General features: G+C 74.0%; 24 protein-coding genes. 14 read left to right on the top strand and 10 right to left on the bottom strand.

What is annotated here, in order from left to right:
- The first annotated feature begins 167 nt into the window (after positions 1–167).
- The 4 genes from ABZ340_RS14420 to ABZ340_RS14405 all read left to right on the top strand — a co-directional run bounded on the left by ABZ340_RS14420 (position 168) and on the right by ABZ340_RS14405 (position 4256).
- A complete protein-coding gene (locus ABZ340_RS14420) occupies positions 168–1001 on the top strand; it encodes a glycosyltransferase family 2 protein (protein WP_358782082.1) in 834 nt (277 codons plus the stop codon).
- Between the two features lie 74 nt (positions 1002–1075).
- Complete coding sequence (locus ABZ340_RS14415; RefSeq protein WP_358782153.1) at positions 1076–2122, top strand: glycosyltransferase family 2 protein; 1047 nt, start codon at positions 1076–1078, stop codon at positions 2120–2122.
- A gap of 22 nt (positions 2123–2144) precedes the next feature.
- Positions 2145–2918, top strand: a complete 774-nt coding sequence (locus ABZ340_RS14410) for a polysaccharide deacetylase family protein (RefSeq protein ID WP_358782152.1) — start codon at positions 2145–2147, stop codon at positions 2916–2918.
- Between the two features lie 243 nt (positions 2919–3161).
- Positions 3162–4256 carry a DUF5925 domain-containing protein gene (locus tag ABZ340_RS14405; protein ID WP_358782081.1) on the top strand — a complete coding sequence of 365 codons (1095 nt, stop codon included), beginning with the start codon at positions 3162–3164 and terminating at the stop codon, positions 4254–4256.
- A gap of 373 nt (positions 4257–4629) precedes the next feature.
- Here the strand turns inward: ABZ340_RS14405 and ABZ340_RS14400 are convergent, their stop codons facing one another.
- Positions 4630–5001, bottom strand: a complete 372-nt coding sequence (locus ABZ340_RS14400; RefSeq protein ID WP_358782080.1) for a GntR family transcriptional regulator — start codon at positions 4999–5001, stop codon at positions 4630–4632.
- 96 nt (positions 5002–5097) lie between these two features.
- Here ABZ340_RS14400 and ABZ340_RS14395 point away from each other — a divergent pair, with 96 nt between their 5' ends.
- On the top strand, positions 5098–6027 hold the full coding sequence (locus ABZ340_RS14395; RefSeq protein ID WP_358782079.1) for a GNAT family N-acetyltransferase: 930 nt from the start codon (positions 5098–5100) through the stop codon (positions 6025–6027).
- A complete protein-coding gene (locus tag ABZ340_RS14390) occupies positions 6008–6508 on the top strand; it encodes a DUF402 domain-containing protein (protein WP_358782078.1) in 501 nt (166 codons plus the stop codon). The genes ABZ340_RS14395 and ABZ340_RS14390 overlap by 20 nt, the downstream gene beginning before the upstream one ends.
- Before the next feature lie 33 nt (positions 6509–6541).
- Here the strand turns inward: ABZ340_RS14390 and ABZ340_RS14385 are convergent, their stop codons facing one another.
- On the bottom strand, positions 6542–7192 hold the full coding sequence (locus ABZ340_RS14385; protein ID WP_358782077.1) for a class I SAM-dependent methyltransferase: 651 nt from the start codon (positions 7190–7192) through the stop codon (positions 6542–6544).
- Positions 7193–7332: 140 nt separating this feature from the next.
- On the opposite strand from ABZ340_RS14385, the gene ABZ340_RS14380 reads away from it, so the two are divergent.
- Complete coding sequence (locus ABZ340_RS14380) at positions 7333–7467, top strand: hypothetical protein (RefSeq protein ID WP_358782076.1); 135 nt, start codon at positions 7333–7335, stop codon at positions 7465–7467.
- 12 nt (positions 7468–7479) lie between these two features.
- Here the strand turns inward: ABZ340_RS14380 and ABZ340_RS14375 are convergent, their stop codons facing one another.
- The gene (locus tag ABZ340_RS14375) at positions 7480–7959 is read right to left on the bottom strand and encodes a GNAT family N-acetyltransferase (protein ID WP_358782075.1); all 480 of its coding nucleotides are present in this window, start codon (positions 7957–7959) and stop codon (positions 7480–7482) included.
- Between the two features lie 213 nt (positions 7960–8172).
- Between ABZ340_RS14375 and ABZ340_RS14370 the strand changes: the two genes are divergently transcribed.
- Entirely contained in the window at positions 8173–9258 is a 1086-nt protein-coding gene (locus tag ABZ340_RS14370; RefSeq protein ID WP_358782074.1) for a lytic polysaccharide monooxygenase, read from the top strand.
- A 154-nt stretch (positions 9259–9412) separates the two neighbouring features.
- Here the strand turns inward: ABZ340_RS14370 and ABZ340_RS14365 are convergent, their stop codons facing one another.
- Positions 9413–9859, bottom strand: a complete 447-nt coding sequence (locus ABZ340_RS14365; protein ID WP_358782073.1) for a MarR family transcriptional regulator — start codon at positions 9857–9859, stop codon at positions 9413–9415.
- A 99-nt stretch (positions 9860–9958) separates the two neighbouring features.
- Here ABZ340_RS14365 and ABZ340_RS14360 point away from each other — a divergent pair, with 99 nt between their 5' ends.
- Complete coding sequence (locus ABZ340_RS14360) at positions 9959–10333, top strand: cupin domain-containing protein (protein WP_358782072.1); 375 nt, start codon at positions 9959–9961, stop codon at positions 10331–10333.
- Between the two features lie 215 nt (positions 10334–10548).
- Positions 10549–11616 carry a DUF3533 domain-containing protein gene (locus tag ABZ340_RS14355; RefSeq protein WP_358782071.1) on the top strand — a complete coding sequence of 356 codons (1068 nt, stop codon included), beginning with the start codon at positions 10549–10551 and terminating at the stop codon, positions 11614–11616.
- 55 nt (positions 11617–11671) lie between these two features.
- On the opposite strand, the gene ABZ340_RS14350 is transcribed toward ABZ340_RS14355, so the two are convergent.
- The 3 genes from ABZ340_RS14350 to ABZ340_RS14340 form a co-directional block, all read right to left on the bottom strand.
- Positions 11672–12757, bottom strand: a complete 1086-nt coding sequence (locus ABZ340_RS14350; protein WP_358782070.1) for a S1 family peptidase — start codon at positions 12755–12757, stop codon at positions 11672–11674.
- A 336-nt stretch (positions 12758–13093) separates the two neighbouring features.
- Positions 13094–13999, bottom strand: a complete 906-nt coding sequence (locus ABZ340_RS14345; protein WP_358782069.1) for a S1 family peptidase — start codon at positions 13997–13999, stop codon at positions 13094–13096.
- Positions 14000–14243: 244 nt separating this feature from the next.
- Entirely contained in the window at positions 14244–15029 is a 786-nt protein-coding gene (locus ABZ340_RS14340) for a DUF1684 domain-containing protein (RefSeq protein WP_358782068.1), read from the bottom strand.
- A gap of 428 nt (positions 15030–15457) precedes the next feature.
- Here ABZ340_RS14340 and ABZ340_RS14335 point away from each other — a divergent pair, with 428 nt between their 5' ends.
- Positions 15458–15895 (top strand): cell division protein SepF, encoded by a 438-nt coding sequence (locus tag ABZ340_RS14335; protein WP_358782067.1) that lies wholly within the window; start codon positions 15458–15460, stop codon positions 15893–15895.
- 51 nt (positions 15896–15946) lie between these two features.
- On the opposite strand, the gene ABZ340_RS14330 is transcribed toward ABZ340_RS14335, so the two are convergent.
- Both ABZ340_RS14330 and ABZ340_RS14325 read right to left on the bottom strand, forming a co-directional pair.
- Positions 15947–17119, bottom strand: coding sequence for an acyl-CoA dehydrogenase family protein (locus ABZ340_RS14330; RefSeq protein WP_358782066.1), 1173 nt, complete (start codon positions 17117–17119; stop codon positions 15947–15949).
- A 255-nt stretch (positions 17120–17374) separates the two neighbouring features.
- Positions 17375–18979: an MFS transporter gene (locus ABZ340_RS14325; RefSeq protein ID WP_358782151.1), complete on the bottom strand. Its 1605-nt coding sequence runs from the start codon at positions 18977–18979 to the stop codon at positions 17375–17377.
- Between the two features lie 270 nt (positions 18980–19249).
- On the opposite strand from ABZ340_RS14325, the gene ABZ340_RS14320 reads away from it, so the two are divergent.
- Entirely contained in the window at positions 19250–20416 is a 1167-nt protein-coding gene (locus tag ABZ340_RS14320; protein ID WP_358782065.1) for a glycosyltransferase family 39 protein, read from the top strand.
- 239 nt (positions 20417–20655) lie between these two features.
- The gene (locus ABZ340_RS14315) at positions 20656–21690 is read left to right on the top strand and encodes a phosphatase PAP2 family protein (RefSeq protein ID WP_358782064.1); all 1035 of its coding nucleotides are present in this window, start codon (positions 20656–20658) and stop codon (positions 21688–21690) included.
- Between the two features lie 154 nt (positions 21691–21844).
- Here the strand turns inward: ABZ340_RS14315 and ABZ340_RS14310 are convergent, their stop codons facing one another.
- Positions 21845–22060 carry an I78 family peptidase inhibitor gene (locus ABZ340_RS14310; protein ID WP_358782063.1) on the bottom strand — a complete coding sequence of 72 codons (216 nt, stop codon included), beginning with the start codon at positions 22058–22060 and terminating at the stop codon, positions 21845–21847.
- 749 nt (positions 22061–22809) lie between these two features.
- Between ABZ340_RS14310 and ABZ340_RS14305 the strand changes: the two genes are divergently transcribed.
- A complete protein-coding gene (locus tag ABZ340_RS14305) occupies positions 22810–23577 on the top strand; it encodes a hypothetical protein (protein WP_358782062.1) in 768 nt (255 codons plus the stop codon).
- The last annotated feature ends 27 nt before the right edge of the window (positions 23578–23604 follow it).

The following is a 23604-nucleotide window of genomic DNA, read 5'->3' as shown; positions in this document are numbered from 1 at the left end:
GCCGCGCGGTCGGCTGCCGTTTTCCGGCGCCGACAGGCTTTGCCAGCTCACCCGGCATGTGCGGAGACCCATTCCGTCGTGCCGCGGGTGAGAACCCCCCTTTCGAACCGGACACAGAGCCGGGCCGCCCGGGGGCGGCGGCCCGCCGGACGAGAGGGACCAGACTCATGAGCTCAGCGCTGCAGCCGGCGACCGCGGACCACGATCCGTCGGCCACCGGCCCGTCGACCGCCGGGAAATACCGGCCCGTCTCCTCGCACCTGGCCATCGCGCCGCCGGTGAGCGTGGTGATCCCCGCCATGAACGAGGCGGAGAACCTGCCGTACGTCTTCAAGACACTGCCGGACTGGATACACGAGGTCGTCCTCGTCGACGGCAACTCCACCGACAACACCGTCGAGGTCGCCCGGGAGCTGTGGCCGGACGTCAAGGTCGTCGGACAACGCGGCAAGGGCAAGGGGGACGCGCTGATCACCGGGTTCAAGGAGTGCACCGGCGACATCATCGTGATGGTCGACGCGGACGGCTCCGCCGACGGCCAGGAGATCGTGAGCTACGTCTCCGCCCTCGTCTCGGGCGCGGACTTCGCCAAGGGCTCCCGCTTCGCCAACGGCGGCGGCACCGACGACATGACCTTCATCCGCAGGCTCGGCAACGCCGCCCTGTGCGCGGTCGTCAACCGCAAGTTCGGCGCCCGCTACACCGACCTGTGCTACGGCTACAACGCGTTCTGGCGGCACTGCCTGGACAAGATCGACCTCGACTGCACGGGCTTCGAGGTGGAGACCCTGATGAACATCCGGGTCGTCAAGGCGGGGCTGAAGGTGCAGGAGATCCCCAGCCACGAGTACCTGCGTATCCACGGCACCAGCAACCTGCGGGCCGTGCGGGACGGGCTGCGCGTGCTGAGAGTGATCCTCCAGGAGCGCTCCAACCGCCGCGCCCTGCGCAGCCGTACGCACTCGCCGGTGCTCGGCGCGGTCCGGGGGAAGGTGTCTTGAGCACTCCCGGCACTCCCGGCACTCCCGGCACCACCAGCGCCACCGGCGCCACCGGCGCCACCGGCACCCTCGGTATCTCCGTCGTGATCTGCGCCTACACCGAGGACCGCTGGGAGGACATCCTCGCGGCGGTCGCCTCGGTGCGGGCGCAGTCCCACCCGGCCCTGGAGATCCTGCTGGTCGTCGACCACAACGAGAGTCTCCGCGACCGGCTGGCCAAGGAGTACAAGGAGTACAAGGAGTACGAGGGACACGAGGGACCCGGAGAGGGCGAGGGGCGCGGAGAGGACGCAGGGCACGGGCCGGCGGGTGAGGTGCGGGTGCTCGCCAACGCGGGCCCCCGCGGCCTGTCCGCCGGCCGCAACACCGGCATCGCCGCCGCGCGCGGGGAGATCGTCGCCTTCCTCGACGACGACGCCGTCGCCGAACGGGACTGGCTCAGGCACTTCGCCGAGGGGTACGCCGACCCCCGGGTCATGGCCGTCGGCGGGCGCACGGTGCCGATCTGGGCGTCGGGCCGCCGTCCGGCGTGGTTCCCGGAGGAGTTCGACTGGGTGGTGGGCTGCACCTACAAGGGCCTGCCGCCCGGCCGGGCCCGGGTGCGCAACGTCCTCGGCGGCAACGCCTCCTTCCGCCGCAGCGCCTTCGACGCGGCGGGCGGCTTCGCCACCGGCATCGGGCGCGACGGCGACAAACGGCCGCTGGGCTGCGAGGAGACCGAGCTGTGCATCCGGCTCACCCGCGCCCGGCCCGACGCCGTCCTGCTCGTCGACGACCGGGCGGTGATCCACCACCGGGTCCCCGAGGCGCGCGAGCACTTCGCCTACTTCCGCACCCGCACCTACGCCGAGGGCCTGTCCAAGGCGCTGGTGGCGCGCAGCGTCGGCGCGGACAAGGGGCTGGAGTCCGAACGCCGGTACGCCACGCGCGTCCTGCCGGCCGGGGTGGCGCGCGGGCTGCGTGACGCGCTGCTGGCCCGGCCGGGCGGCGCGGGACGGGCGGGCGCGATCGTCGCCGGGGTGCTCACGGCGGCGGGCGGCTACGTGGTGGGCAGCGTCCGGGCGCGGCGCGGGGGCGTCCGGTTCTCCGTCGCACGGATCGGGGAGGCGGCCCGTGACTGACGACCCCCGGGTACCGGTCCTCATGTACCACGCGGTCGCCTCCGACCCGAACGACGCCACCCGCGCCCTGTCGGTGACCCCGGAGGCGTTCGCGGAGCAGATGGCCGTCGTCGCCGACCGGGGGCTGACCCCCCTGACCACGGCCGAACTGGCCGCCGCCTGGCGCTCGGGCGGCCCGCTGCCCGCCCGGCCGGTGCTCGTCACTTTCGACGACGGCTACGAGGGCGTGCACCGCCACGCCCTGCCCGCCCTGGCCAAGCACGGCTTCCCGGCCACGCTCTTCGTCTCCACCGGGTGGCTGCGCGGCCCGTACGACACCGGCGGCGCTCTGGACACCATGCTCGACTGGGACCAGGTCCGGGAGCTGGCCGGCGCGGGCGTCGAGATCGGCGGGCACAGCCACAGCCATCCGCAGCTCGACCAGCTCGACGACGAACGGCTGCGCTCGGAGCTGATCCTGTGCAAGGAGATCGTCTCCGACCAGCTGGGCGCCGCCCCGGTCTCGTTCGCCTATCCGTACGGCTACTCCGACCGCCGGGTGCGGCGGGCGGTGCGCGAGACGGGGTACGCGCAGGCGCTCGCCGTCGGCAACGGGCTGGCGCGGCGGCGGCAGGGGCCGTACGCCCTGCGCCGCGTCACCGTGCGCCGCAGCACCGGGCCCGACGAGTTCGAGCGGCTGATCGAGGGCCGGGCCATCGCCCGCACCTTCGCCCGGGACCGGGCCCTGACGAAGGGGTACGCCGTGGTCCGCCGGGCCCGGCAGGTCCGCGGGCGGGTCCTGCGCGCCCGCGCCTGAGAGCCCCGGGCAGAAGGGGAATCCGATCGGCTCGCGGCGTCCGGTGCGTGCCTCGCAAGGCGCCAAAGCGCCCTCGTGGCGGAGCCGCGTGGGCGTTTCGGCACCACGGCGAGCGTGCGTGCCGGGCGTCGCGAGCCGGACGCCCCTTCCGTTCGGGGCTCTGAGCCGGTTTCCGGGGCCCCCGCGCCGCGCGCACCCCGGAAACCGGGTGCACGCGGCGCCCGGGTGCCGGATCATGGCGGCATGTCTGCGAACCCTCACGACGCGCTGCCGATCCGGCTCCACGTCGACGACAGCGACTCCCCTGCCGACGTCGTCGACGCGCTGTTCCTCGGCCGTTTCGCGACGGGCGAGCAGCCGTACTCCCACGCGGTGAACATCGACCGCGTACGGTCCGGGGCGACCCTCCTGCCGCCCGGTGCGCGCGTGCTGCGCGCCGCCCGCGACGACGACCGCAGCGCCGTCCTGGCGGAGGGCGACGGCTGGACGGTGCTGGTCTCCCGCTGGAACCGGGGCGCCGACGTCACGGTGACGGCGACCAGCGCCGAACTGGCGCAGAAGGTCCTCGACCAGGCGACCGACGGCGCGGCCGACGAGCCCGAACCGCAGCCGGAGAACGTCACCATGGGCTTCTGGTACGTCTCCCCGCGCCGCGGCCCGCACCGCACCACCCGGCAGATCGCGGCCGGCACCTGGGACGAGGTGCGCGCCAACTACACCGCGCCGGTCGCGGAGGCGATGGACCGCCTGATGAGGACGACGCCCGAGGACATCGCTGGCCGGCTGCTGCTCCTGCACGGGCCGCCGGGCACCGGCAAGACCTCGGCGCTCAGGACGCTGGCCCGGTCCTGGCGGGACTGGTGCCAGGTCGACTGCGTCCTCGACCCGGAGCGGCTCTTCTCCGACGTCGGCTATCTCATGGACATCGCCATCGGCGAGGAGGACGCGGCGGGCAAGGGCCGCTGGCGGCTGCTCCTGCTGGAGGACTGCGACGAGCTGATCCGCGGCGAAGCCAAGCACACCGCGGGCCAGGCGCTGTCCCGCCTGCTGAACCTGACGGACGGTCTGCTCGGCCAGGGCCGCAACGTCCTGGTCGGCGTCACCACCAACGAGGACCTGGAGCGGCTCCACCCGGCCGTCGTACGCCCCGGCCGCTGCCTGGCCCGCATCGAGGTCGGGCCGCTGACCCGGCGGGAGGCGGTGACCTGGCTGGGCCGCGAGGAGGGCGTCGGCCGCGAGGGCGCGACGCTGGCGGAGCTGTACGCGCTGCGCCGGGGGACGTCCCCGACGGCGCTGCCGGAACCGCGCGGCGACGCCGAGGCGGGGCTGTACCTGTAGCCGCCGCGACGGGCACGGCGACCGCTTTCGCCGCTTTGCCCCTTCCTTCGGGGCCGTGCCTCGCCCCGGCCGCGCTACGGCCGACGGGCCCTGGCGTCCTGGGCGGCCCGGATCGCCGCCGCCTGGTCCGGGCCGGCGGACGTGTACGCGTGCTTCACCACCGGCCCGGACGCGGCGGCGGTGCGCGACGCGGTGTCGTTCGCCGGGCCGGCTGGGGCGGCGGGGCTGACGGTGACGCGGACGCCGGGTCGTCCGGCGCCCGCCTGAGGGACATCCGGCGCCCTCCCGGGCCGCCCGGCCCCTCCGCACCGCCCGGCCCCTCCCGGGCCGCCCGGCCCCTCCGCACCGCCCGGCCCCTCCGCACCGCCGGGCCCTACTCCCCGTACGCCGCCCGCAGGGCGTCCCGTACGGCCGTCAGCGCCTCGGCCTCCGTCAGCCCGAGCCGCCGGGCCCGCTCGGCGTAGGACCGCGCGGCGGACGCCAGCTCCCGCTCGGCGGCCGGGCCCGCGGCGGCCACGAACGTGCCGTGACGGCCCCGCGTCTCGATCACGCCGTCCGTCTCCAGGGCCCGGTACGCCTTGGCGACCGTGTTGGCGGCGAGCCCCAGCGACTCGGCCAGCCCCCGCACGGTCGGCAGCCGGTACCCCACCGGGAGCGCGCCGGAGCGGGCCTGCTCGGAGATCTGCGCGCGCACCTGTTCGTAGGGCGGTACGCCGCCGTCGTCGATGTGGATCTTCAAGGTCACGGGGTGATTGTCCCGCACCCGACGGAACCCGCACCCGCCCTCGCCCGCCCGAAAAGGGGAGGCGTGCGGAGAGGTTCCCGCGTAGCGTGCGCGCCCATGACAGTGATCGTGCGCGATCTGCGCCCCGACGTCCGCTCCGATCTGGAGGGCTTCGCCCGGGTCCGGCATCTCGCCCTGCCGTTCATGCTGGTCACTCCCGAGTCCGTGCTCCACGCCCTCACCCGCACGCACCCGGGCGCCCGCTTCCGGTCCCTGGTCGCGGAGGAGGACGGGGAGGTGATCGGCACCGCCCAGGTGGGCCTCGCCCACGACAGCCCCGAGCCCGGCCGGGGATTCCTCAACGTCTACGTGCGCCCCGACCGCACCCGGCGCGGCGCCGGCGGGCTGCTGGCGCGCACCGCCGAGGAGTACCTGGCCGACCAGGGGGCGACGGAGCTGTACGCCTGGGCGCTGGACGAGCCGGCGAACCACGCCTTCGCCGCACGGCACGGCTACGGCAGGCGCCGTTCCGCCCACTTCCTCCGCCTGGACCTCGCGGCCGGCCCGCTCCCGCCGCTGCCGTCCCCTCCCCCGGGCACCGAGCTGCGCACCGCCGCCGACTACGCGGACGACCCGCGCCCGCTGTTCGACCTGGACGCGGAGACGACGTCGGACGAACCGAGCGACATCGAGGCCGAGTTCACCGATTACGCGACCTGGGTCGAGGAGACCTGGAAGCACCCCCTGCTGAACCTCGGCCTGACGACGGTGGCGGTCGCCGGCGGCCGCCCGGTCGCCTTCACCGCCGCGTACACCGACGGCGGGACGCGCTACTCGACCGCCATGACCGGCACCGCCCGCGCCTTCCGCGGCCGGGGTCTGGCCAAGCTCGTCAAGGCCGCCTCCCTGCACCGGGCCCGGGCCGCCGGGTTCACGGAGGCATTCACGGGCAACGACACCGGCAACGGCCCGATGCTCGCCGTCAACAAGTGGCTCGGCTACGAGGTCTGCGCCACGGAGGTGCGCTATGCCCGCCGCATCGGCTGACCCGGGGCGCGAGCTGGACGTCGTCCTGGTCAAGGCGGGCCGGACGAAGATCCGTTACCGTGCCGTGCTCGTGGCCGACGACGGCACCCGGGTCACCGTCCGCGCTCCCTGGGCCGGCGCCGGCGTCCGCGACTTCGGCTTCGTCCGCTTCGAGGCCGGCGACGTCTTCACGGAGCACTACTGGCGCGACCGGTGGTACTCCGTGAAGGAGGTCCGCGCCGCCTCGGGCGCCCTCAAGGGCTGGTACTGCGACATCACCCGCCCGGCCGTGCTCCTCGGCACCGAACTGGTCGTCGAGGACCTCGACCTGGACCTGTGGCGCTCGGCGGACGGCACGGACGTGCGGCGCCTGGACGAGGACGAGTTCGCCGCGAGCGGACTGGCCGGGCGGGACCCCGGGGCGGCGGCCCGCGCCGTGGCCGCCCTCGGCGAACTGGAGGCACTGGCCCGCGGGGGCGGTTTCGAGGCGCTGACGGCGTGACGCCGGACCGCACGCCGTCACCTTGTCACCCCGTCACTGTGTCCAGACCACCGCGTACCGCTCGTCGTCCACCGCTCTTCCCCACAGCGCCGGATCGTCCGACAGGCGCTCCACACGCGCCTGCCCGGCGAGCGGGGCGAGGAGGGCGGTGAGCCGGTCCGCCGGTATGCCGACCGGGGCGATGCTCCCCCACACGCCCTCGACCAGGATCAGCCGCCCGGCCGGACGCAGCAGCCCCCGCCAGTGCCGCAGCGCCCGGCCGGGGCCGGGCAGGGTCCACAGCACATGCCGGACGAGGACGGCGTCGAAACGCCGCTCCCCCACCGGTGGTACCGCCGCGTCACCCGGCAGGAACACGGCGTCATGCCCGGCGAGCTTGGCTCGCGCCCGCTCCAGCATCACCGGCGACAGGTCGACGCCGGTGACGGAGTGCCCCTGCTCGGCAGCGAGGAGCGACAGGCTGCCAGTGCCGCAGCCCAAGTCGAGGACGTCGCCCGCCCGCGCGGGGAGCCAGGAGCGGAGCCGGCCGGACCACGCCCGGCGCACGTCCGTGTCGCGCAGGCCGTGGTCCGGCTCGTCGTCGAAGGCGGCCGCCTCCGCGTCCCAGTCGACACGCGGCGCGGCGGAGCCGGCACCGTCCCCACCCGCACCCGCCGTCACCGGCCGGTCACCGTGTTTCACCATGCCCTCAGGGTGACACCCGCCACTGACAGCCGGGCCGTGACAGCCGCCACTGACACGGGTGCGGCGATGAGGAAGCGTTGCGGAACGGGTCCGCCTCCGTCAGGCCGCGGAGACCGGCAGACCCCTCGAAGGAGGCAGCCATGCGCCGTGTGACCGTGCAGAAGCCCCGGAAGAAGACCGACGCCCGCCGGGTCCGCGAGGAGGCCGACGAGCGTCCCGGCGGGCGTCCGGAGATCCGCGAGGACATCGCCCGCGTGTGGTGGCCGGACGGCTGACGGGCCGCGCCGTCAGAGCAGCCGCTTACGGTAGTGGATGCGGTCGTAGGGGCCGTCCACGCGGCGTTCGACGACCTCGTAGCCGTACTTCGGGTAGATCTTCTGGTTCTCCCACATCATCGCGTTCGTGTAGAGCCGCACCTCGGGCAGGCCGAGCGCCCGCGCGTGCGCGTCGACGAACGCCAGCAGCCGCCTGCCCACTCCCTTGCCGTGCGCGTCGGGGCGGACGGCGATGCTGTCCAGGAACAGGTGGCCGGCGCGGGCCTCGACCACGACAAGGCCGTCCACCCGCCCGCTTCCGGGCTCCTCGGTCACGAACACCTTCCCGGCGGCCACGTCCGCCGCGTGGTCCGCCTCCATGGGCTGCGGCACCACGCCGATGCGCGCGATGTAGGGGTGGTACGCCGTGTCGGTGACGTCCTTCACCGCCGGTACGTCGGCCGCGACGGCCGGCCTGACGCGCCGGCCCCGGTCCACGAGATCGTCAGTCATGCCGTGAACAGTAGCTACCTGAGGGCAGTCTGATCACTTCCTTAACGCGGCCATAAGGATCTCCCTCACCCGCCTCGAACAGGCGATTTCCCGGTCGTCGGGGGGCTAGCTTGCTGATCGCCCCCCACGGGCCCGGGCCGCTCGGCCCGCGAACCGGCAGCCGGTCTCACCGCATCTCATCGCAACCCACCGCATCTCTTCCGAGGAGTCCCCATGCCCGCACGCCGCAGGGCCACCGCCGTCGCCGCCGCCGCCGGCATCGCCCCGCTCGCCCTGACCGCGCTGGCCGCCGCGCCCGCGTCCGCGCACGGGACGATGGGCGACCCGGTCAGCCGGGTCGCGCAGTGCTACGCCGAGGGCGCCGAGAACCCGACGTCGGCCGCGTGCAAGGCGGCGGTCGCGGCCGGCGGCACGCAGGCGCTGTACGACTGGAACGGCATCCGCGTCGGGGACGCGGGCGGCCGGCACCGGGAAGTGATCCCGGACGGCAAGCTGTGCAGCGCGAACAGCGAGGAGTTCAAGGGGCTGGACCTGGCCCGCGCCGACTGGCCCGCGACGAGCGTGAGCAGCGGCTCGTACACGTTCAAGTACCGCGTGACGGCCCAGCACAAGGGCACCTTCACCGTCTACATCACCAAGCCCGGGTACGACCCGGCCCGGCCGCTCGCCTGGTCCGACCTGGACCTGGCGCACCCGGTGGCGACGGCCACCGACCCGGTCGCCGCCGACGGTTTCTACACCTTCTCCGGCAGCCTGCCCGAGCGCTCCGGCAAGCACCTGCTGTACGCGGTCTGGCAGCGCTCGGACAGCCCGGAGGCGTTCTACTCCTGCTCGGACATCGCCTTCGGCGGCAACGGCAACAGCAGCGGCAGCGGTACGGCGGGAGGCGGCGCCCCCGCCCCGGCGCCCACGGCGTCCACGCCGTCCGACGCGCAGATCGAGGCCGGTGCCGACAAGTCGACGATCGAGAACCACGGCCACGGCGACCACGACCCCCACACGACCGCGGACCCGGCCGCGGAAGCGGCCGGCGAGACGGCCGGCGAAGCCGACGGCGCTCGGGAGCCGGCGGCCGGCACCGCCACCGAGACGGCCGGCGGCGGCAGCGCGGACGCGGCGGCGGACACCGGCGCCAACCGGCCGGAGGCCGCCGGCGCCGGCGAGCGGCTCGCCGAGACCGGCGGCGACGGCACCACGCCGTACCTCGCCGTCGGCGGCGCCGCCGTGCTGGCGCTGGGCGCGGCGGTGCTGTTCGCGTCGGTCCGCCGGCGCGCGGTGGGCGGCCGGCACGGTCGCTGACCCGCGGCGCGCGGGGCCCGTCCGGCGGCTCGGTCCGGGCGGGCCCCGCGGCGTGCCGGCCGTCCCGGAGAGCCGGGTGGCACAGCGCCGGGTCAGGGGCGGCGGCCACCCGGCGGTGAGCCGTCCGGCGCCCGCCGCGCCGGGTGACGGCCCCTCACCAGACGGGCTTGACCGGGCCGTTGGGTGCGAGACGCAGCAGACGGTCCCGCAGCAGGCGGACCTCGTCCTCGCCGAGCACCTCGGCCCACGCCCGTACGGCCTGGGCCGCCGCCTCCTCCGCGGCCCGCGTGCAGGCCAGCCCCCGCCCGGTCAGCACGATCAGCCGCGCCCGCGCGTCCTCGGGATGGGGCCGGCGCTCGGCGTACCCCTTGCGGACGAGTTCGTCGACGAGCTGGCTCGCGGCCTGCTTGGTCACCCCCAGGTGGACCGCGAGGTCGGTGACGGTCGCGCCGTCCGGGAGGAGCCGGGTGAAGGCGAAGCCGTGCGCGGGCCGCAGCCCTTCGAAGCCACGGGCGACGACACCGTCGTGGATCCGGTGGGTCAGGTCACCGGCGACGGCGAGCAGGGCGGCGGTCAGGGCCATGGCGTCGGAGTTCTGCACGGAGGCATTCAAACACCCTTGACGGATTGGTCAAGCTGCTTGACCATAAACCCATCCAGTTGGTCAAGCTACTTGACCACATGACCGGAGGGAGCAGCCATGCCCGTCGTCCGCTCGTCCGAAGCCGTCACGCACGAGATCCACGGCGCCCGTTTCGTCTCGTACGCCACCCCCCGCACCGGCAGCCGGGAGCTCGCCGCCTGGCGGGGCGAGATACCGGCGGGGACCAGGGCGCCCGCGCACACCGTCAGCCGCGAGGAGATCTTCCACCTGCTCAGCGGCGAGCTGCTCATCACCCTCGACGGCCGCACCGAGCGCGTCACCGCGGGCGACACGGTGATCGTCAACCCGGGTGCGACGCTCGGCGTCGAGAACCCCACCGGCCACACCGCGGTCTCCTGGGTCACCACCTCCCTCGGCCTGGAGGCGGAACTGGCCGACGGCACGCGTCTCACACCCCCGTGGGCCAACTAGGACCCGTCTTCCGGCGAAGGGCCCCGGTCGGGCTCGGTGGCCCTGGTTCCAGGCCCGGCCGCTCACCGGTCCGCCCACGTCGTCGAAGAGTTCCGGCCAGTGCGTCCCGCCGCCCGAGCGCCCGCCCCGCCCGGGCCGTTCCTCGAACGGACGGGCGACACACGTTCGGCCCCTTCCCGCCTGCGTGAGCGGCCGGTGCCCCGGACCGTGGTGGCATGACGCACACCGCCGGCGCCGGTCTCCCCCCTGACTCCCGTGGCTCGTTCCTCGGCGAGGTGCGGGACGCCGTCACCCCGCGGGCCACGCTGCTCGTGCTCGGTGTGATCGCCCTTCAGCTGCTGTTCATCGCCTCCTACGTGGGGGCGCTGCACGACCCGAAGCCGAGGGACGTGCCCTTCGCGGTCGTCGCGCCCCGGGCCGTCGCCGAACGGACGGTGGCCCGGCTGGAGCGGCTGCCCGGCTCGCCGCTCGATCCGCGCGCGGTGGCCGACGAGGCGACCGCGCGGAAGCAGATCACGGACCGGGACGTCGACGGCGCCCTGGTCGTCCACCCCGCCGGCCCCACCGACACGCTCCTGGTCGCCTCCGGCGGCGGAACCGTCCTGGCCACCACCCTGGAGAAGCTCGTCGGCACCCTGGAACAGGCGGAACGGCGCACCGTGCGGACCGTCGACGTGGCCCCCGCCTCGGCACGGGACTTCGACGGCCTGTCGTCCTTCTACCTCGTCGTCGGCTGGTGCGTCGGCGGCTATCTGTGCGCCTCGATCCTGGCGATCAGCACCGGCGCCCGGCCGGCCGGTCCGCGCCGCGCGGCGATCCGGCTGATCGTGATGGCGCTGGTGTCGATGGCCGGCGGCCTCGGCGGCGCGGTCGTCATCGGGCCGGTCCTCGGCGCCCTGCCCGGTGGGGTGGCCGCCCTGTGGGGCCTGGGCGCGCTGACCACCTTCGCCGTCGGCGCCGCCACGCTCGCCCTCCAGGGCGTCTTCGGCATCGTCGGCATCGGGCTGGCGATCCTGCTCGTGGTGATCGCGGGCAACCCGAGCGCGGGCGGTGCCTTCCCGCTGCCCATGCTGCCGCCGTTCTGGGAGGCGATCGGGCCGGCGCTGCCGCCGGGCGCGGGCACGTGGGCGGCGCGTTCGATCGCGTACTTCGAGGGCCACGCCCTGACCGGCGCGCTGCTGGTGCTCTCGGCGTGGGCGCTGGCGGGGATCGTGGTCACGATGGCGGCGGCGGCACTGCGGCGCGGGCGGCAGGAGGCGGAGCTGCCCACCCAGGCCACCTGACGGCGTGCGGTCCCGCCCCTCGCGCGCGGGGCGGGACCGCAGGCGAGGCGCGCCGTCAGCCGATCTCCGTCCCGGTGTCCGCCAGAGCCTCCGTCACCGGCTGGAAGAAGGTCTCCCCGCCCGAGGTGCAGTCGCCGCTGCCGCCGGAGGTCAGGCCGATCGCGTCGGGGCCGGTGAAGAGCGGTCCGCCGCTGTCGCCGGGCTCGGCACAGACGTCGGTCTGGATGAGGCCGGTCACGACGTCGCCGTTGCCGTAGTCGACGGTGGCGTCCAGGCCGGTGACCGTGCCGGAGTGCACCTGGGTGGTGGAGCCGCTGCGGGTCACCTCCATGCCGACGATGGCCTCGGCCGCGCCCGTGATCTCCTGCGCGCTGCCGTTGTAGAGGTTCACCTCGCTCGGGTGGTCCACGCCGGCGGTGTACCTGACCAGGCCGTAGTCGTCACCGGGGAAGCTGGAGTCCACGGTCCGGCCGACCCTGCGGCCGGAGGAGTCCGACCAGAGGAAGGCGGCCTCGGTGCAGTGGCCGGCGGTCAGGAAGTACGGCCTGCCGTTCCTGACCACGTTGAAGCCGAGCGAGCAGCGTCCGCCGTTGTTGCCGAGGATGGCGTCGCCGCCCGCGAGCAGCGGCTTGAACTCCCCCTCGGTCCGCTTGAGTCCGGCCGCGGAGCCGAGACCCCCGACCACCTCGGCCAGTCTGGCCCACTCGGCCTTCGACACCGTGCGGTCGGCGGTGACGACCACCTTGTTGGCGACCGGGTCGGTCACCCGGGAGGTGCCGGGGACGGCCGCCTCCCGTTCGAGGGTGGTGTGCACTCGCCGCAGCTCGGCGAGGGAGTGCTCGACGACTCTCGCTCTGGCGCCGGCCGCCTCGACGGCCCGCGCGGTGCTCTCGTCGACCACGTTGACCACCAGGGTCCTGGTCTTCGCGTCGTAGTACGCGCCCGCCGTCCCCTCGCCGAGGTCCTCGGCGAGCGTGGAGGCGAGCCGTCCGGCCGCCGTGGCCGACAGGGTCTGGGGCGTGGGGGCCTGCGGGGTTCCCTGGGCGTTCGCGCTCTGGGAAGTGAATCCCGTGGCGAGCAGTGCGGCGATGCCCGCACCCGCCACGGCGGCACGCCGCACGGGTACGCGTCGGTGTTTCAACACACGTCCTCCTGTGGGGGGATCGGCACAGGAGGTGGTGGGGACCTCGTGCGCCGGAAGGATGGTGACGAACACCCAATGTCCCGAAACCCGCCGGAAGCACACAAGGTCGACTTCTGCACGCGCGTGCAGGCGAGTTCGTGCGCCCCCTCTGCCTTGTTCGTGCTCCGTCACCGAGGGGATGCGCACGGCGGACCCCACGGGCCGGGCAGCCGCCGCGGCGGGGCGAGGCTCCCGCCCGTTCCGGTTCCGCCCTCGCTCCCCGACGGTGAGCCCCCGCACGCCGGTTGCGCGTGCGGGGGCTCACCGTACCGTCGGAACGGGGTGCGCGGCGGCTCAGTAGACGCTGACGCCGTAGGCGCTCAGGGCCTCGGTGACGGGCTGGAAGAAGGTCGTACCGCCGGAGGTGCAGTCGCCGCTGCCGCCGGAGGTCAGGCCGTAGGCGACACCGTTGCTGCCGTAGAGCGGGCCGCCGGAGTCGCCGGGCTCGGCGCAGACCGTGGTCTGGATCAGGCCCGAGACGATGTCGCCGCCGCCGTAGTTCACGGTCGCGTTGAGGGCGGTGACCCGGCCGCTGTGCGTACCGGTGGTGGAGCCGTCACGGATGACGGTGGTGCCCACGCTCGGCGTGGCCGCACGGGTGATGTCCACGCCGTTGGCGGTGCCGGGCCGGCTGACGGACCCGCTGTAGCGCACGATGCCGTAGTCGTTGCCCGGGAAGCTGGAGCCGGTGGTCGTGCCGATGACCGAGGTGCGGCCGGAGTTGGAGTACCAGGTGCCCGCGCCGTCGGTGCAGTGACCGGCGGTCAGGAAGAACTGGGTTCCGCTGCTGTTCTGGACGTTGAAGCCGAGGGAGCAGCGCCAGCTGCTCGCGTAGATGGCGTCGCCGCCCTGGATGAGCTTGCTGAACTTGCCGGGGGTGCGCTTGATGGTGAGCGCGTCGGCGTTGGCGCCGGCCTGCTTCTTTATCTTGGCTATCTCGGCCTGGGAGACCGTGCTGTCGACGGTGACGAGCACCTGGCCGGACTTGCTGTCGACGGCCCAGGCGGTGCCGGGGACGTCGGCCTTCAGCACCGAGTCGCCGGCGCTCTTGAGCTCGGCGGCGCTGAAGGTGGCGGGGGTGTCGGACGCGTTCGCGCTGGGGACCGCGATCGCGGCCGCGGCCACGAGTCCGGTGGTGACGGCGATCAGCCGAGTCCGTCTCGTGATGCCGCTGCGGGGGGTGGTGCGCTTGATCCTCACTTTTCGTTCCTCCACAGGGGAAGTCGGGGGCCCTCGTGGGGTCTGGGGCCCGTGAGGCGCAGCCGGAGGCACCGGGTGTCCGGATTCCGGATCCGTCGTGCCCCTGACAAGCGCTGGAGGGAGTATTCGGCCGAACGGCCGGTCGGCGCAAGGGCACCTTTCGGCCGCCACCGCTCCTTCCGAACGGTCCACGGCCCCGGGGGCGAACCGCCGCCCGCCCCGCGCACCCCTCCCCCGGCCGCCCTCAGAGCAGGTTCCGCTCCCCCGCCTCCACCGCGATCCCCAGCGTGTTCCCCGGCGGCGGGAAGGGGCAGACGAAGTGGCCGGCGAACGCGCACGGCGGCAGCAGCGCGCGGTTGAAGTCGACCGTCGTACGCCCGTCGGCGTCCGGCGCGGCGGGGTGCAGGAAGCGGAAGCGGTAACTGGTGCTTCCACTGGTGGAGTCGGCGAAGACGGCCCACAGCGAACCGCCCTGCTCGACCGAGACCTGCAACGTCAGCTCCCGCCCACCCAGAGTGAAGGCCAGTTCCCCGCCGAGCCCGAGCCCGCGCTCCCGGCCGTCGGCGTTCGGCACGCGCACGGTGCGGCTCCCGTCGCCGTACGGGGTGAAGCGCCCCGGCACCGACCAGCGCGGGTCGTACGGCGTGACCGCGATGCCGCAAAACCTCCGCCGCGCCTCGGCGTCCGGATCGAAGTCGCGCACACCCCACACGCCCTCACGGGCCATCACGACCAGGCGCCGTTCCCCGCAGGCCACCCGGGCCGCGTCCGCCGGCCCCCGGTCGGCGGTGAGCCGCACCTCCCCGTCGGCGGGCCGCCCGTCCACGGTCAGCCCGTCCGCCCCGGTGGCCGTCAGCACCACCGCGTCGCCGTCCGCCCGCCAGGTCCCCGGGATGCCCGGGAGCCGGCCGTCCGGATGGTCCTCCAGCCAGTGCGTGCCCGTCAGCGCCGGCGGCCCGTAGGGCGCCGACACCGTCGCGACGCGCTGCTCGCGCCACCGCTTCCACGCGTCGGATGCGTCCGTCGTCATGGGAACCACCCTTCCACACCGGCCCGGAACGGCCGAGAAGGGTCACGGGGTGCCGCTTTCCGGGCGGATGACGGCGAATCGGAGACGTCCCGGGGGCACGGCCCCGCCGTACACCGCCCCCGACGGTTCCGGAAGCAACGCTTCCCCGCGATTCCGCACGGCGCCGGGCCGCGGCACCGCGCCGGCCGCCGCGTTCACCCGTATGTCCCCGCCCCTCACCCGTGCGCAGGGAAGAGTCATATTTCACTCATGGTCAGCGCCCGTTTGTGCAACGGCCCTTGGGACATACGGACTCTCGACGGATTCGCTGTGCACCAGTACCGTCACAAACCCCCCGCGCGGCGTCTGTCCACTTGGCGCGACGTCCGCATCATGGATGACCATAGGGATGCGGAAGGCACGAAAGACCGCAGAGAGAGGAGGCGTCCATGGGATCGGTACGCAAGGCGAGTGCGTGGCTCGGCCTCGTCGACGACAACGAAGACGAGCGCTACTACGACGACGACTACTCCGAGGGCACCGACTCCGGGGACGCCTGGGTCACGGACCCCCGCGTGAAGGTGGCCGCGGACTCCGCCGAGGAGAAGGGCCGCCGCATCGGCACGGTCACCCCGGACAGCTTCCGCGACGCGCGCGCCATCGGCGAACTGTTCCGGGAGGGCGTCCCGGTCATCATGAACCTCACGGCGATGGAACCCGTCGACGCCAAGCGCGTGGTCGACTTCGCGGCCGGGCTCATCTTCGGCCTGCGCGGTTCGATCGAGCGGGTGTCCACCCGCGTGTTCCTGCTGAGCCCGGCCGACACCCAGATCGTCAGCGGCGAGCGAGCCGCGCACCGCACGGACGGCTTCTTCAACCAGAGCTGAGGCGGGGCCGCGCACCGCAGCCCTGCCCGCGCCTCCTCCCCGCCCCGGCGCCTACCGGAACGCGTCGATCCCGGTGAGCGCCTTGCCCAGCACCAGCTGGTGCATCTCGACGGTGCCCTCGTAGGTGAGCACCGATTCCAGGTTGGTCGCGTGCCGCATCACGGGGTACTCGAGCGAGATCCCGTTGGCCCCGAGGACCGTGCGGGCCGTGCGGCAGATCTCGATGGCCTCGCGGACGTTGTTGAGCTTGCCGAAGCTGACCTGCTCGGGACGCAGGCGGCCGGCGTCCATGCGCCGCCCGAGATGATGGGCGAGCAGAATCCCCTTGTGCAGTTCGACCGCCATGTCGGCCAGCTTGGCCTGCGTGAGCTGGAAACCGCCGATGGGCCTGCCGAACTGCTCCCGTGTCTTCGCGTAGTCGACGGCGGCCTCGAAACAGCTGCGCGCCGCCCCCATCGCGCCCCAGACGATGCCGTACCGGGCGTGGGTGAGACAGCTGAGCGGCCCGCGCAGCCCGGTGACCTCCGGCAGCACGGCGTCGGCGGGCAGCCGTACGTCGTCGAGGACGAGCTCGCTGGTGACGCTGGCCCGCAGCGACCACTTGTGCTTGATCTCGGGCGCGGAGAACCCGGCGCTGTCGGTGGGCACGACGAACCCGCGGATCCCCTCGTCGGTCCGCGCCCACACGACGGCGACCCCGGCGACGGACCCGTTGGTGATCCACATCTTGCGCCCGTTGAGGACCCAGTCGGAGCCGTCGCGCTTGGCGTACGTCCGCATCGAGGCGGGGTCGGACCCGTGGTCGGGCTCGGTCAGCCCGAAGCACCCGATGACCTCGCCGGCGGCCATCCGCGGCAGCCACCGCTGCTTCTGTTCCTCACTGCCGAACCGGTGGAGGGCGTACATGGCGAGGGAGCCCTGCACGGAGACGAGGGACCGGATGCCGGAGTCGGCCGCCTCCAGCTCCAGGCAGGCCAGCCCGTACTGCACGGCGCTCGCGCCGGCGCACCCGTACCCGCTGAGCGACATCCCGAGCGCCCCGATCCCGCCCAGTTCCCGGGCGAGTTCCCGGATACCGGGCAGTTCCCCCTTCTCGTACCAGTCGGCGACGTACGGCAGCACCCGGTCCGCGGCCCACGCCCGCACGGTGTCCCGGACGGCGAGGTCCTCCGGTTCGAGCAGGTCGTCGATGCCGAGGGGGTCGGCGGGGTCGAACGGGGACATGGCACACCCTCCGAGGACTCACTCAAAACTAGCAGTGCTAGTCACGGCTCCGGCCCGACGTTACGTGGCAGTGCCCCGCGCGTCCACCCTGCCCGGTCCTCACGGCGAGCCTGCCCGGCCCCTGCGGCGAGCCGCGACGGCGCTCGCCCCGCGGCCCGCCCGCTCACCCGGAGCCGCCGGCCGCGCCCGGCCCCACGAGCGACGCCCGCCTCCCGACGGACGGCGAACGGGCGGTGCGCGGACGGGAGAGGGGCCTCACGCCGAGACGCGGGACTCCACGGCGTCCCTGGGCGCGGGCACCTCCACACACTCCCCGGCCTCGCACTGCATCACCCGCGGCAACCGCAGCGCCATCACGGCCCCCGCCAGCAACAGCCCCGCGCTCACCAGCAACGTCACGTGCAGCCCGTGTACGAAGGAGTCCGCCGCCGCCCGCCGCAGGGCGGCCCCCGCGGGCCCCCCGAGCCGCGCGGCGACCTCGTACGCCTCCCCCAGCGAATGCCCCGCCGCCGCGGAGGCCGACGCCGGGACGCCGGGCACGTCCGCCAGCCCGGGCGCGTACGCCGCGTTCATCACGGTGCCCAGCAGCGCGATGCCGATGCCCGCGCCCAGCTGGTACGACGTCTCCCCGATCGCCGCGGCCCCGCCGGCCCGGTCCTGCGGCGCCTCGCTCAGCATCGACTCGTACGCCCCGAACAGGGTCGTCTCCAGCCCGAAGCCGAGCAGCACGAACCCGGTCAGCAGCAGCGGGCAGTCGTCCGTCCGGCCCATCGCCGTCAGCAGCACCACCGCGCCCGCCGTCAGGCAGAACCCGGAGCACACCATCCGGCGCGGCCCGAACCGGCGCAGCATCCGTGCCCCCGCCAGACCCGCCGCCATCGCCGCGAACGTCAGCGGCAGCAGCCGCAGCCCCGTCTGGAGCGGCGAGAGCCCGAGCACGAGCTGGAGGTACTGCGCGGCGATCAGCTCCAGGCCCACCAGCGCCAGCATCGCCAGCACGATGCAGCCCACGGAGGTGCTGAACGCCGGGCGCCGGAACATCCCCAGGTCCACCAGCGGATGCGCCCGGCGCCGCTGCCGCCGTACGAACCCGGCCAGCAGGGCGGCACCCGCCACCAGCGGCACCACGGTGAGCGCACCGGATGCCGGCTCGCCGCCGCCGAGCCGTTTGACGCCCAGCACCACGGCGAACAGCCCGGCCGCCGCCATCAGCGCCCCGGTCACGTCCCACGGGCCGGTGCCGTCGCCCTTGGACTCGGGCAGCAGCAGGCGTCCCACCGGCAGGCTGACCAGCATCAGCGGGATGTTGACGAGGAAGACCGACCCCCACCAGAAGTGCTCCAGCAGGAAGCCGCCGAGCAGCGGCCCGATCGCCGCGCCCACGGCGGCCACCGCGCTCCAGACGCCGATCGCCAGCGCCCGCTCCCGCCGGTCGGGGAAGACCTGCCGCAGGATCGACAGCGTCGCCGGCATGATCATCGCGCCGCCGGCGCCGAGCAGCGCCCGGGCCACGACGAGGACCTGGGCGGTCTCGGCCAGGGCCGCCAGGGCGGAGGCGACGCCGAACAGGCCGTATCCGAGGAGAAGGACCCGTCTGCGGCCGACCCGGTCGCCGAGCGTGCCGAACAGGATCAGCAGCGAGGCGCAGACGAGCGGGTAGACGTCGACGATCCAGAGCAGTTCGATCGCGCCGGGCCTGAGGTCCTCGGTGACGGCGGGCACCGCCACGTGCAGCACGGTGGCGTCGACGGCGACGAGCAGCAGGCTGACGCAGAGGACGACGAGCACCAGCCAGCGGTTGGCACCGGCCCCGGCCGTCCGACGGCGCGGCGTGGTGGCGGCCGTGGTCGTCCCGGACATGCCGGACATGTGCGCACCTCCCAGAAGTTCCCTCGCCTCCGGCGGGCTCACGGGGGCGGGGACTCCCCCGCGGCTCGGCCGGGGAGGAGCGGTGGTCCCCGGCCCGCGCTGCGGAAGGCGAGTGACTGGCAGCGTACGCGAGTCCGTGCCCAGGTCACGTGGCGGACCTCTCACCCGTCCGGCGCAACGGTGTGGCGTACGCCACTGCGCTTTCCGGCCGTCCCGCCCCTGCGGACGGCCCGGTTCCGGGCGCCGCCGATAATCGAGCGCGTGACCGACCTTGAGACGCGCGCGATCCCGGCCCGCTCCGGGGCCCTGCGCCGGGCCGCCCCGGCGCTCCTCGGATACGCCGCCGTACGCGCCCTGGGCCTGCTCGTCCTGGCCCTGTGGAGCGCCGCGCGCGACAAGAGCGCGTACACGCTGCTGACCGCCCGCTGGGACTCCCTCTGGTACCAGAGGGTCGCCGAGCGGGGGTACGGCTACGAGGTGCGCCTGCCCAACGGCGACGTGCACTCCGATCTCGCCTTCTTCCCGCTGCTGCCTTGGCTGGAGCGGCTGGGCGCGGCGGTGTCGCCGCTGTCGCACGCCGGCGCCGGGTTCGTGGTGAGCCTGCTCGCCTCGCTCGCGGCGGCGTGGGGGATCTTCGCGGTGGCGGACCACGTGTACGGCCGCCGCGCGGGGGTGTGCGCGGTGCTGCTGTGGGCGGTGCTGCCGGTCGGGATCGTGCAGTCGATGGCGTACAGCGAGTCGCTGTTCACCGCCCTGGCCGCCTGGTCGCTGTACGCGGTGCTCACCGGCCGCTGGGTGACGGCGGGCGTCCTGGCGCTCCTGTCCGGGCTGACCCGCCCGGTGGGGCTCGCCGTGGTGGCGGCGGTGTGGGCGGCCGGCGTCGTCTCGTACGGGCGACACCGGAGCGCGGTCGACGAGCACGGCGCACGCGCGGCGCCGCGCGCCCTCGGCATGATCCTCGCGCCCCTCGGCGCCGCCGGGTATGTGCTGTGGGTCGGCCACCGCACCGGCAAGGGCCCGCTCGGCTATCTCGACGTCCAGGCCGGGTGGCGCAACGGCTTCGACGGCGGGTGGGCCTTCGCGCGCTTCGTCGCGGAGAAGTTCACGTCGTTCCCGTCGGCCCTGGCGGGGCTCGGGCTGATCGCCGGGGTCGCCCTGGTGGCCTGGCTGTACGCCGTCTGCGTCCGGCAGCGCCAGCCGCTGCCGCTGCTGGTGTACGCGGGGATCGTCACCGCGCTCGCCCTGTGCGCGTCGAGCTACTTCGGCTCCAAGCCGCGCCTGCTGCTGCCCGCCTTCCCGCTGCTGCTGCCGCTCGCCCGGGCCCTGGCCGGGCTGCGGACCTCCAGGTCGGCGCTGGTGGCGGCCGGTGTCGCGGTCGCGTCGGCGGTGTACGGCGCCGTCTGGCTGAACGGCTCCGGTCCGCCCTGACCGGCCCGGGGCGGGCGGGTGAGCAGCCGGGTAATTCCGCGCCAGCTTTCGGTGAACCAATTCATAAGCACGATAAAACTGCCGCCCGGACCGATCAAAAGAAATGAAGGTGGTCGGGCGCATGTTTTAGGGAATCGGGGGAATTAGTCTTCGCCCTGAGAGGAATCCCACATCACATCGTCATCACAAAGCCGTTGATTCGGCGGGGATCACACCTCACTCGCTGTAACGTCGATTGGGTGCGTACCGAACGGAACCTCACCCGGCTGGACCGGGTGTTCGCGAGGCTGGACCGTGAGCCGGAACGACCGGCCCACCTCGACGTGCCGAAGATGAGCCGGCACAGGATCGTGCTGTTCGCCTCGACCCTGGCCTTCTATCTCGCGATCGTGTGGGCCGTGCTCATCACCTCGTGGCTGGTCCGGCTCGACTGGCAGGTCATGTTCTTCCGGCCGTACCAGCAGTGGCCGGAGATCCACGCGTTCGTCGACTACTACGTGGTGCTCGGCCAGCGCGGCCCCACCGCCGTGATGGTCGCCGCCTGGCTCGGCTGGCGCTCCTGGCGGCAGCACACCCTGCGCCCGCTCCTCGCCCTCGGCGTCTCCCTGCTGCTGCTGAACGTCACCGTCGGCGCCGCCAAGATCGGCATGGGCCGCCTCGGCCCCCACTACGCGACCGAGATCGGCTCGAACGAGATGTGGCGGGGCGGCGATATATTTCCGAGCGGTCACACCGCCAACGCCGTGGTGACCTGGGGCATCCTGGCCTATCTGGCCTCGACGCCGAGAGCGCGCCGCTGGCTGTCCGCCCTGTCCGCCGTCACCTCGCTCGGTGTCGGCATGTCCACCGTCTACCTCGGTACGCACTGGCTGAGCGACGTCCTCCTGGGCTGGGCGGCGGGCCTGCTGATCCTGCTGGCCCTGCCCTGGTTCGAGCCGCTGATCGCCCGCGCGGAGGCCGTGATCCTCGGCCTGCGGGACCGTCTGCGCGCCCGCCGCGGCCGTACGGCACCGGCGCACGAGCCCGCGCGGCAGCCGGCCGCCACGCCGCCCGTGGTGCTCCTGCCGCCCGTCTCCGGCCGGAAGGACGCCCCGGCACGCGAACCCGTCTCCCCGTCCCGCCCGCGGACACCGGCCTACCTGGCCCCGGGCCCGCACACGGCCCGCGCGGAGCGCACGCCGGTCACCCCGGCCGGCAGCCGCCGCCCGCCGCACTCCGAGCGCGTCCTGCGCGGCACGGCCGGCTCCGGCTCGAACTCCACGGCCCGCCCCTGACCCCGCCCGAGGCCCGCGCGGGGACCCGGTACGCACAGCCCCTCCCCCGCGGCGGCCCGCCCGCCACCCGGTCGCACACGACGGCCCCGGCCCTCCCTCGCGGAGGTCCGGGGCCGTCGCCGCGTGCGGGCCGCACGGAGCGGCGTGAGCGGCGTCAGCCCTTCCAGGCGCGCGCCACGCGGCCGTCCTTCACCTCGAAGTTCAGCCGGCCCACGCGGTACTCCATGGTGATGACCGCGCCCGGCGGCAACGACCGCACCGTCGGCCATCCCCGGTCCCGCGCGAGCCGTTCGGCCGCCTCGGAATCGAGGCCGACGTATGTGTCCGGACTGTCCTGGGGTTCGGCTGGGGGCGTCGGAATCGGTGCCATGCCGCCACGCTATGCCCTGTCCTACTGCGGGGGAAGGCGAAGCCGGTAACACGGCTCACGGACTCCTCCAGGGTCACACTTCTGTCACAGGATCTCGGTCCGTGTTTTGACCGAACTCCGTCACACGGACGAGCGGTTCCCTGCCGCCGACAGGAGCACGGGAAGGGAATTCCGCACACCCCGGCACCCCTTCGAATAACCGCACGGAAAAGGCCGGGCAATGGCCCCCTCCGCCCTTTCCATTCCGAGCGCGCACGGGCCGCCGGAAGCCGCCGCGAGCACAGGTAATACACAACTCGGGCACACGATCTCTCAAGCGGGCCAGGGGCGCACCCACGACACCGTGGCACGCCCGCCCCCGGACGGGAGCGCCGACGGGCCGCCGCACGGGCAATCCCGCCGCGGCCCCGCCCACCCTTCCGGACCGGTCCGCCGTTACCCCGGGTATCGGCGTTTTTCAGCCACCCGCTTCATCGGCCAATTTCCCGATTTGTCGACCAGCGATTCCCGCCCCCCGCCTCGCGCCACGCCCACTCAACGTCCTTGTGGCCAGGCCCAGTTGGCGTCTCGTTCCCGCTTCCACGGGACAGGCGACCGCGCGCGCCGGATGGTTCGATTCCATTCGTCGCGGGGCGTTACTCCCGCCACAGGTCCCCCGTTGTCATCTTCACGAGCCGGGGACCCGCCCGGACCACAGGCCGGGAGCCGCTCCCGGCCTCGCCACGCACCGCATCCCGAGGGAGCCACCCGTGCCGCCCATGCTCGACGTCAGCGACGAGGTACGCGCCGAGATCGGCGACGAAGAAGCCGACCGCCTGCTCACCGGAGAGACCGCCCCGGCCAGCTACGACTGCACGTCCTGCCGCACCCCCGGCGACCCCCGGCAGGAGCGGACCAGCACCGTCCTGTTCATCGGGGACGAGACCGCCGTCCTCGCCTTCGCCCACGCGGGCTGCCTGCCCTCGCAGACCGTCAAGGTCACCGAGGAGCAGCTCCAGGGCGCCGTGAAGTCCATCGCCGGCGACACCGTCGACCTGGAGCCCCAGCAGGCCGTGCTCGGCGTGACCAGCGGACTCGTCCTGATCTCCGGAGAGCTGCACCCCGCCCTCGTCGTGGAGCCGACCGCTCCCATCGCGCGCCCCGGCACCACGACCGCCGGCGACGACTTCCTGCCGCTCCTCCTCGAGCAGGGCTTCCTGCCGGTGAGCGACCTGTCCGCCGTACCGCCCGTGCTGCACGGCTGGTCGGTGCTGCTCGCCATGGGGCAGCTGCACGCCGTACTGCAGCCCTCCCCGGGCGACGGCCGGCCGGTGGCCTGGTGGCAGGCGCACCAGCCCCTCCAGGTCACCGACGGCTGGCGCGCGGCGGCCGGCAAGCACCAGCAGGTGCTGATGTTCGCGGCGCCGGTCGGGTCGATCGGGCGGCAGCCGCGGGAGGACCTGCTGCGGGACGCGCTGGACAAGGCGGCGGCGGGCGGGCGGCTCGTCGCCGCCGCCCTGCCGCTGGCCGGCACCTGACGCACGGCTCCCCGCACCCCGGCACGG

The organism is Streptomyces sp. NPDC006134, assembly GCF_040628835.1.
Classification (GTDB): domain Bacteria; phylum Actinomycetota; class Actinomycetes; order Streptomycetales; family Streptomycetaceae; genus Streptomyces.
The sequence above is the reverse complement of the archived record's forward strand: the minus strand, read 5'-3'. Positions and strand labels throughout refer to the sequence as shown.

What these genes read in the sequence shown, in the direction of transcription:
- ABZ340_RS14420 (WP_358782082.1), top strand. Translation starts at nt 168, where the DNA reads ATGAGCTCAGCGCTGCAGCCGGCGACCGCGGACCACGATCCGTCGGCC.
- ABZ340_RS14410 (WP_358782152.1), top strand. Translation starts at nt 2,145, where the DNA reads ATGTACCACGCGGTCGCCTCCGACCCGAACGACGCCACCCGCGCCCTG.
- ABZ340_RS14405 (WP_358782081.1), top strand. Translation starts at nt 3,162, where the DNA reads ATGTCTGCGAACCCTCACGACGCGCTGCCGATCCGGCTCCACGTCGAC.
- ABZ340_RS14395 (WP_358782079.1), top strand. Translation starts at nt 5,098, where the DNA reads ATGACAGTGATCGTGCGCGATCTGCGCCCCGACGTCCGCTCCGATCTG.
- ABZ340_RS14390 (WP_358782078.1), top strand. Translation starts at nt 6,008, where the DNA reads ATGCCCGCCGCATCGGCTGACCCGGGGCGCGAGCTGGACGTCGTCCTG.
- ABZ340_RS14385 (WP_358782077.1), bottom strand. Translation starts at nt 7,192, where the DNA reads ATGGTGAAACACGGTGACCGGCCGGTGACGGCGGGTGCGGGTGGGGAC.
- ABZ340_RS14380 (WP_358782076.1), top strand. Translation starts at nt 7,333, where the DNA reads ATGCGCCGTGTGACCGTGCAGAAGCCCCGGAAGAAGACCGACGCCCGC.
- ABZ340_RS14375 (WP_358782075.1), bottom strand. Translation starts at nt 7,959, where the DNA reads ATGACTGACGATCTCGTGGACCGGGGCCGGCGCGTCAGGCCGGCCGTC.
- ABZ340_RS14370 (WP_358782074.1), top strand. Translation starts at nt 8,173, where the DNA reads ATGCCCGCACGCCGCAGGGCCACCGCCGTCGCCGCCGCCGCCGGCATC.
- ABZ340_RS14360 (WP_358782072.1), top strand. Translation starts at nt 9,959, where the DNA reads ATGCCCGTCGTCCGCTCGTCCGAAGCCGTCACGCACGAGATCCACGGC.
- ABZ340_RS14355 (WP_358782071.1), top strand. Translation starts at nt 10,549, where the DNA reads ATGACGCACACCGCCGGCGCCGGTCTCCCCCCTGACTCCCGTGGCTCG.
- ABZ340_RS14340 (WP_358782068.1), bottom strand. Translation starts at nt 15,029, where the DNA reads ATGACGACGGACGCATCCGACGCGTGGAAGCGGTGGCGCGAGCAGCGC.
- ABZ340_RS14335 (WP_358782067.1), top strand. Translation starts at nt 15,458, where the DNA reads ATGGGATCGGTACGCAAGGCGAGTGCGTGGCTCGGCCTCGTCGACGAC.
- ABZ340_RS14330 (WP_358782066.1), bottom strand. Translation starts at nt 17,119, where the DNA reads ATGTCCCCGTTCGACCCCGCCGACCCCCTCGGCATCGACGACCTGCTC.
- ABZ340_RS14325 (WP_358782151.1), bottom strand. Translation starts at nt 18,979, where the DNA reads ATGTCCGGGACGACCACGGCCGCCACCACGCCGCGCCGTCGGACGGCC.
- ABZ340_RS14310 (WP_358782063.1), bottom strand. Translation starts at nt 22,060, where the DNA reads ATGGCACCGATTCCGACGCCCCCAGCCGAACCCCAGGACAGTCCGGAC.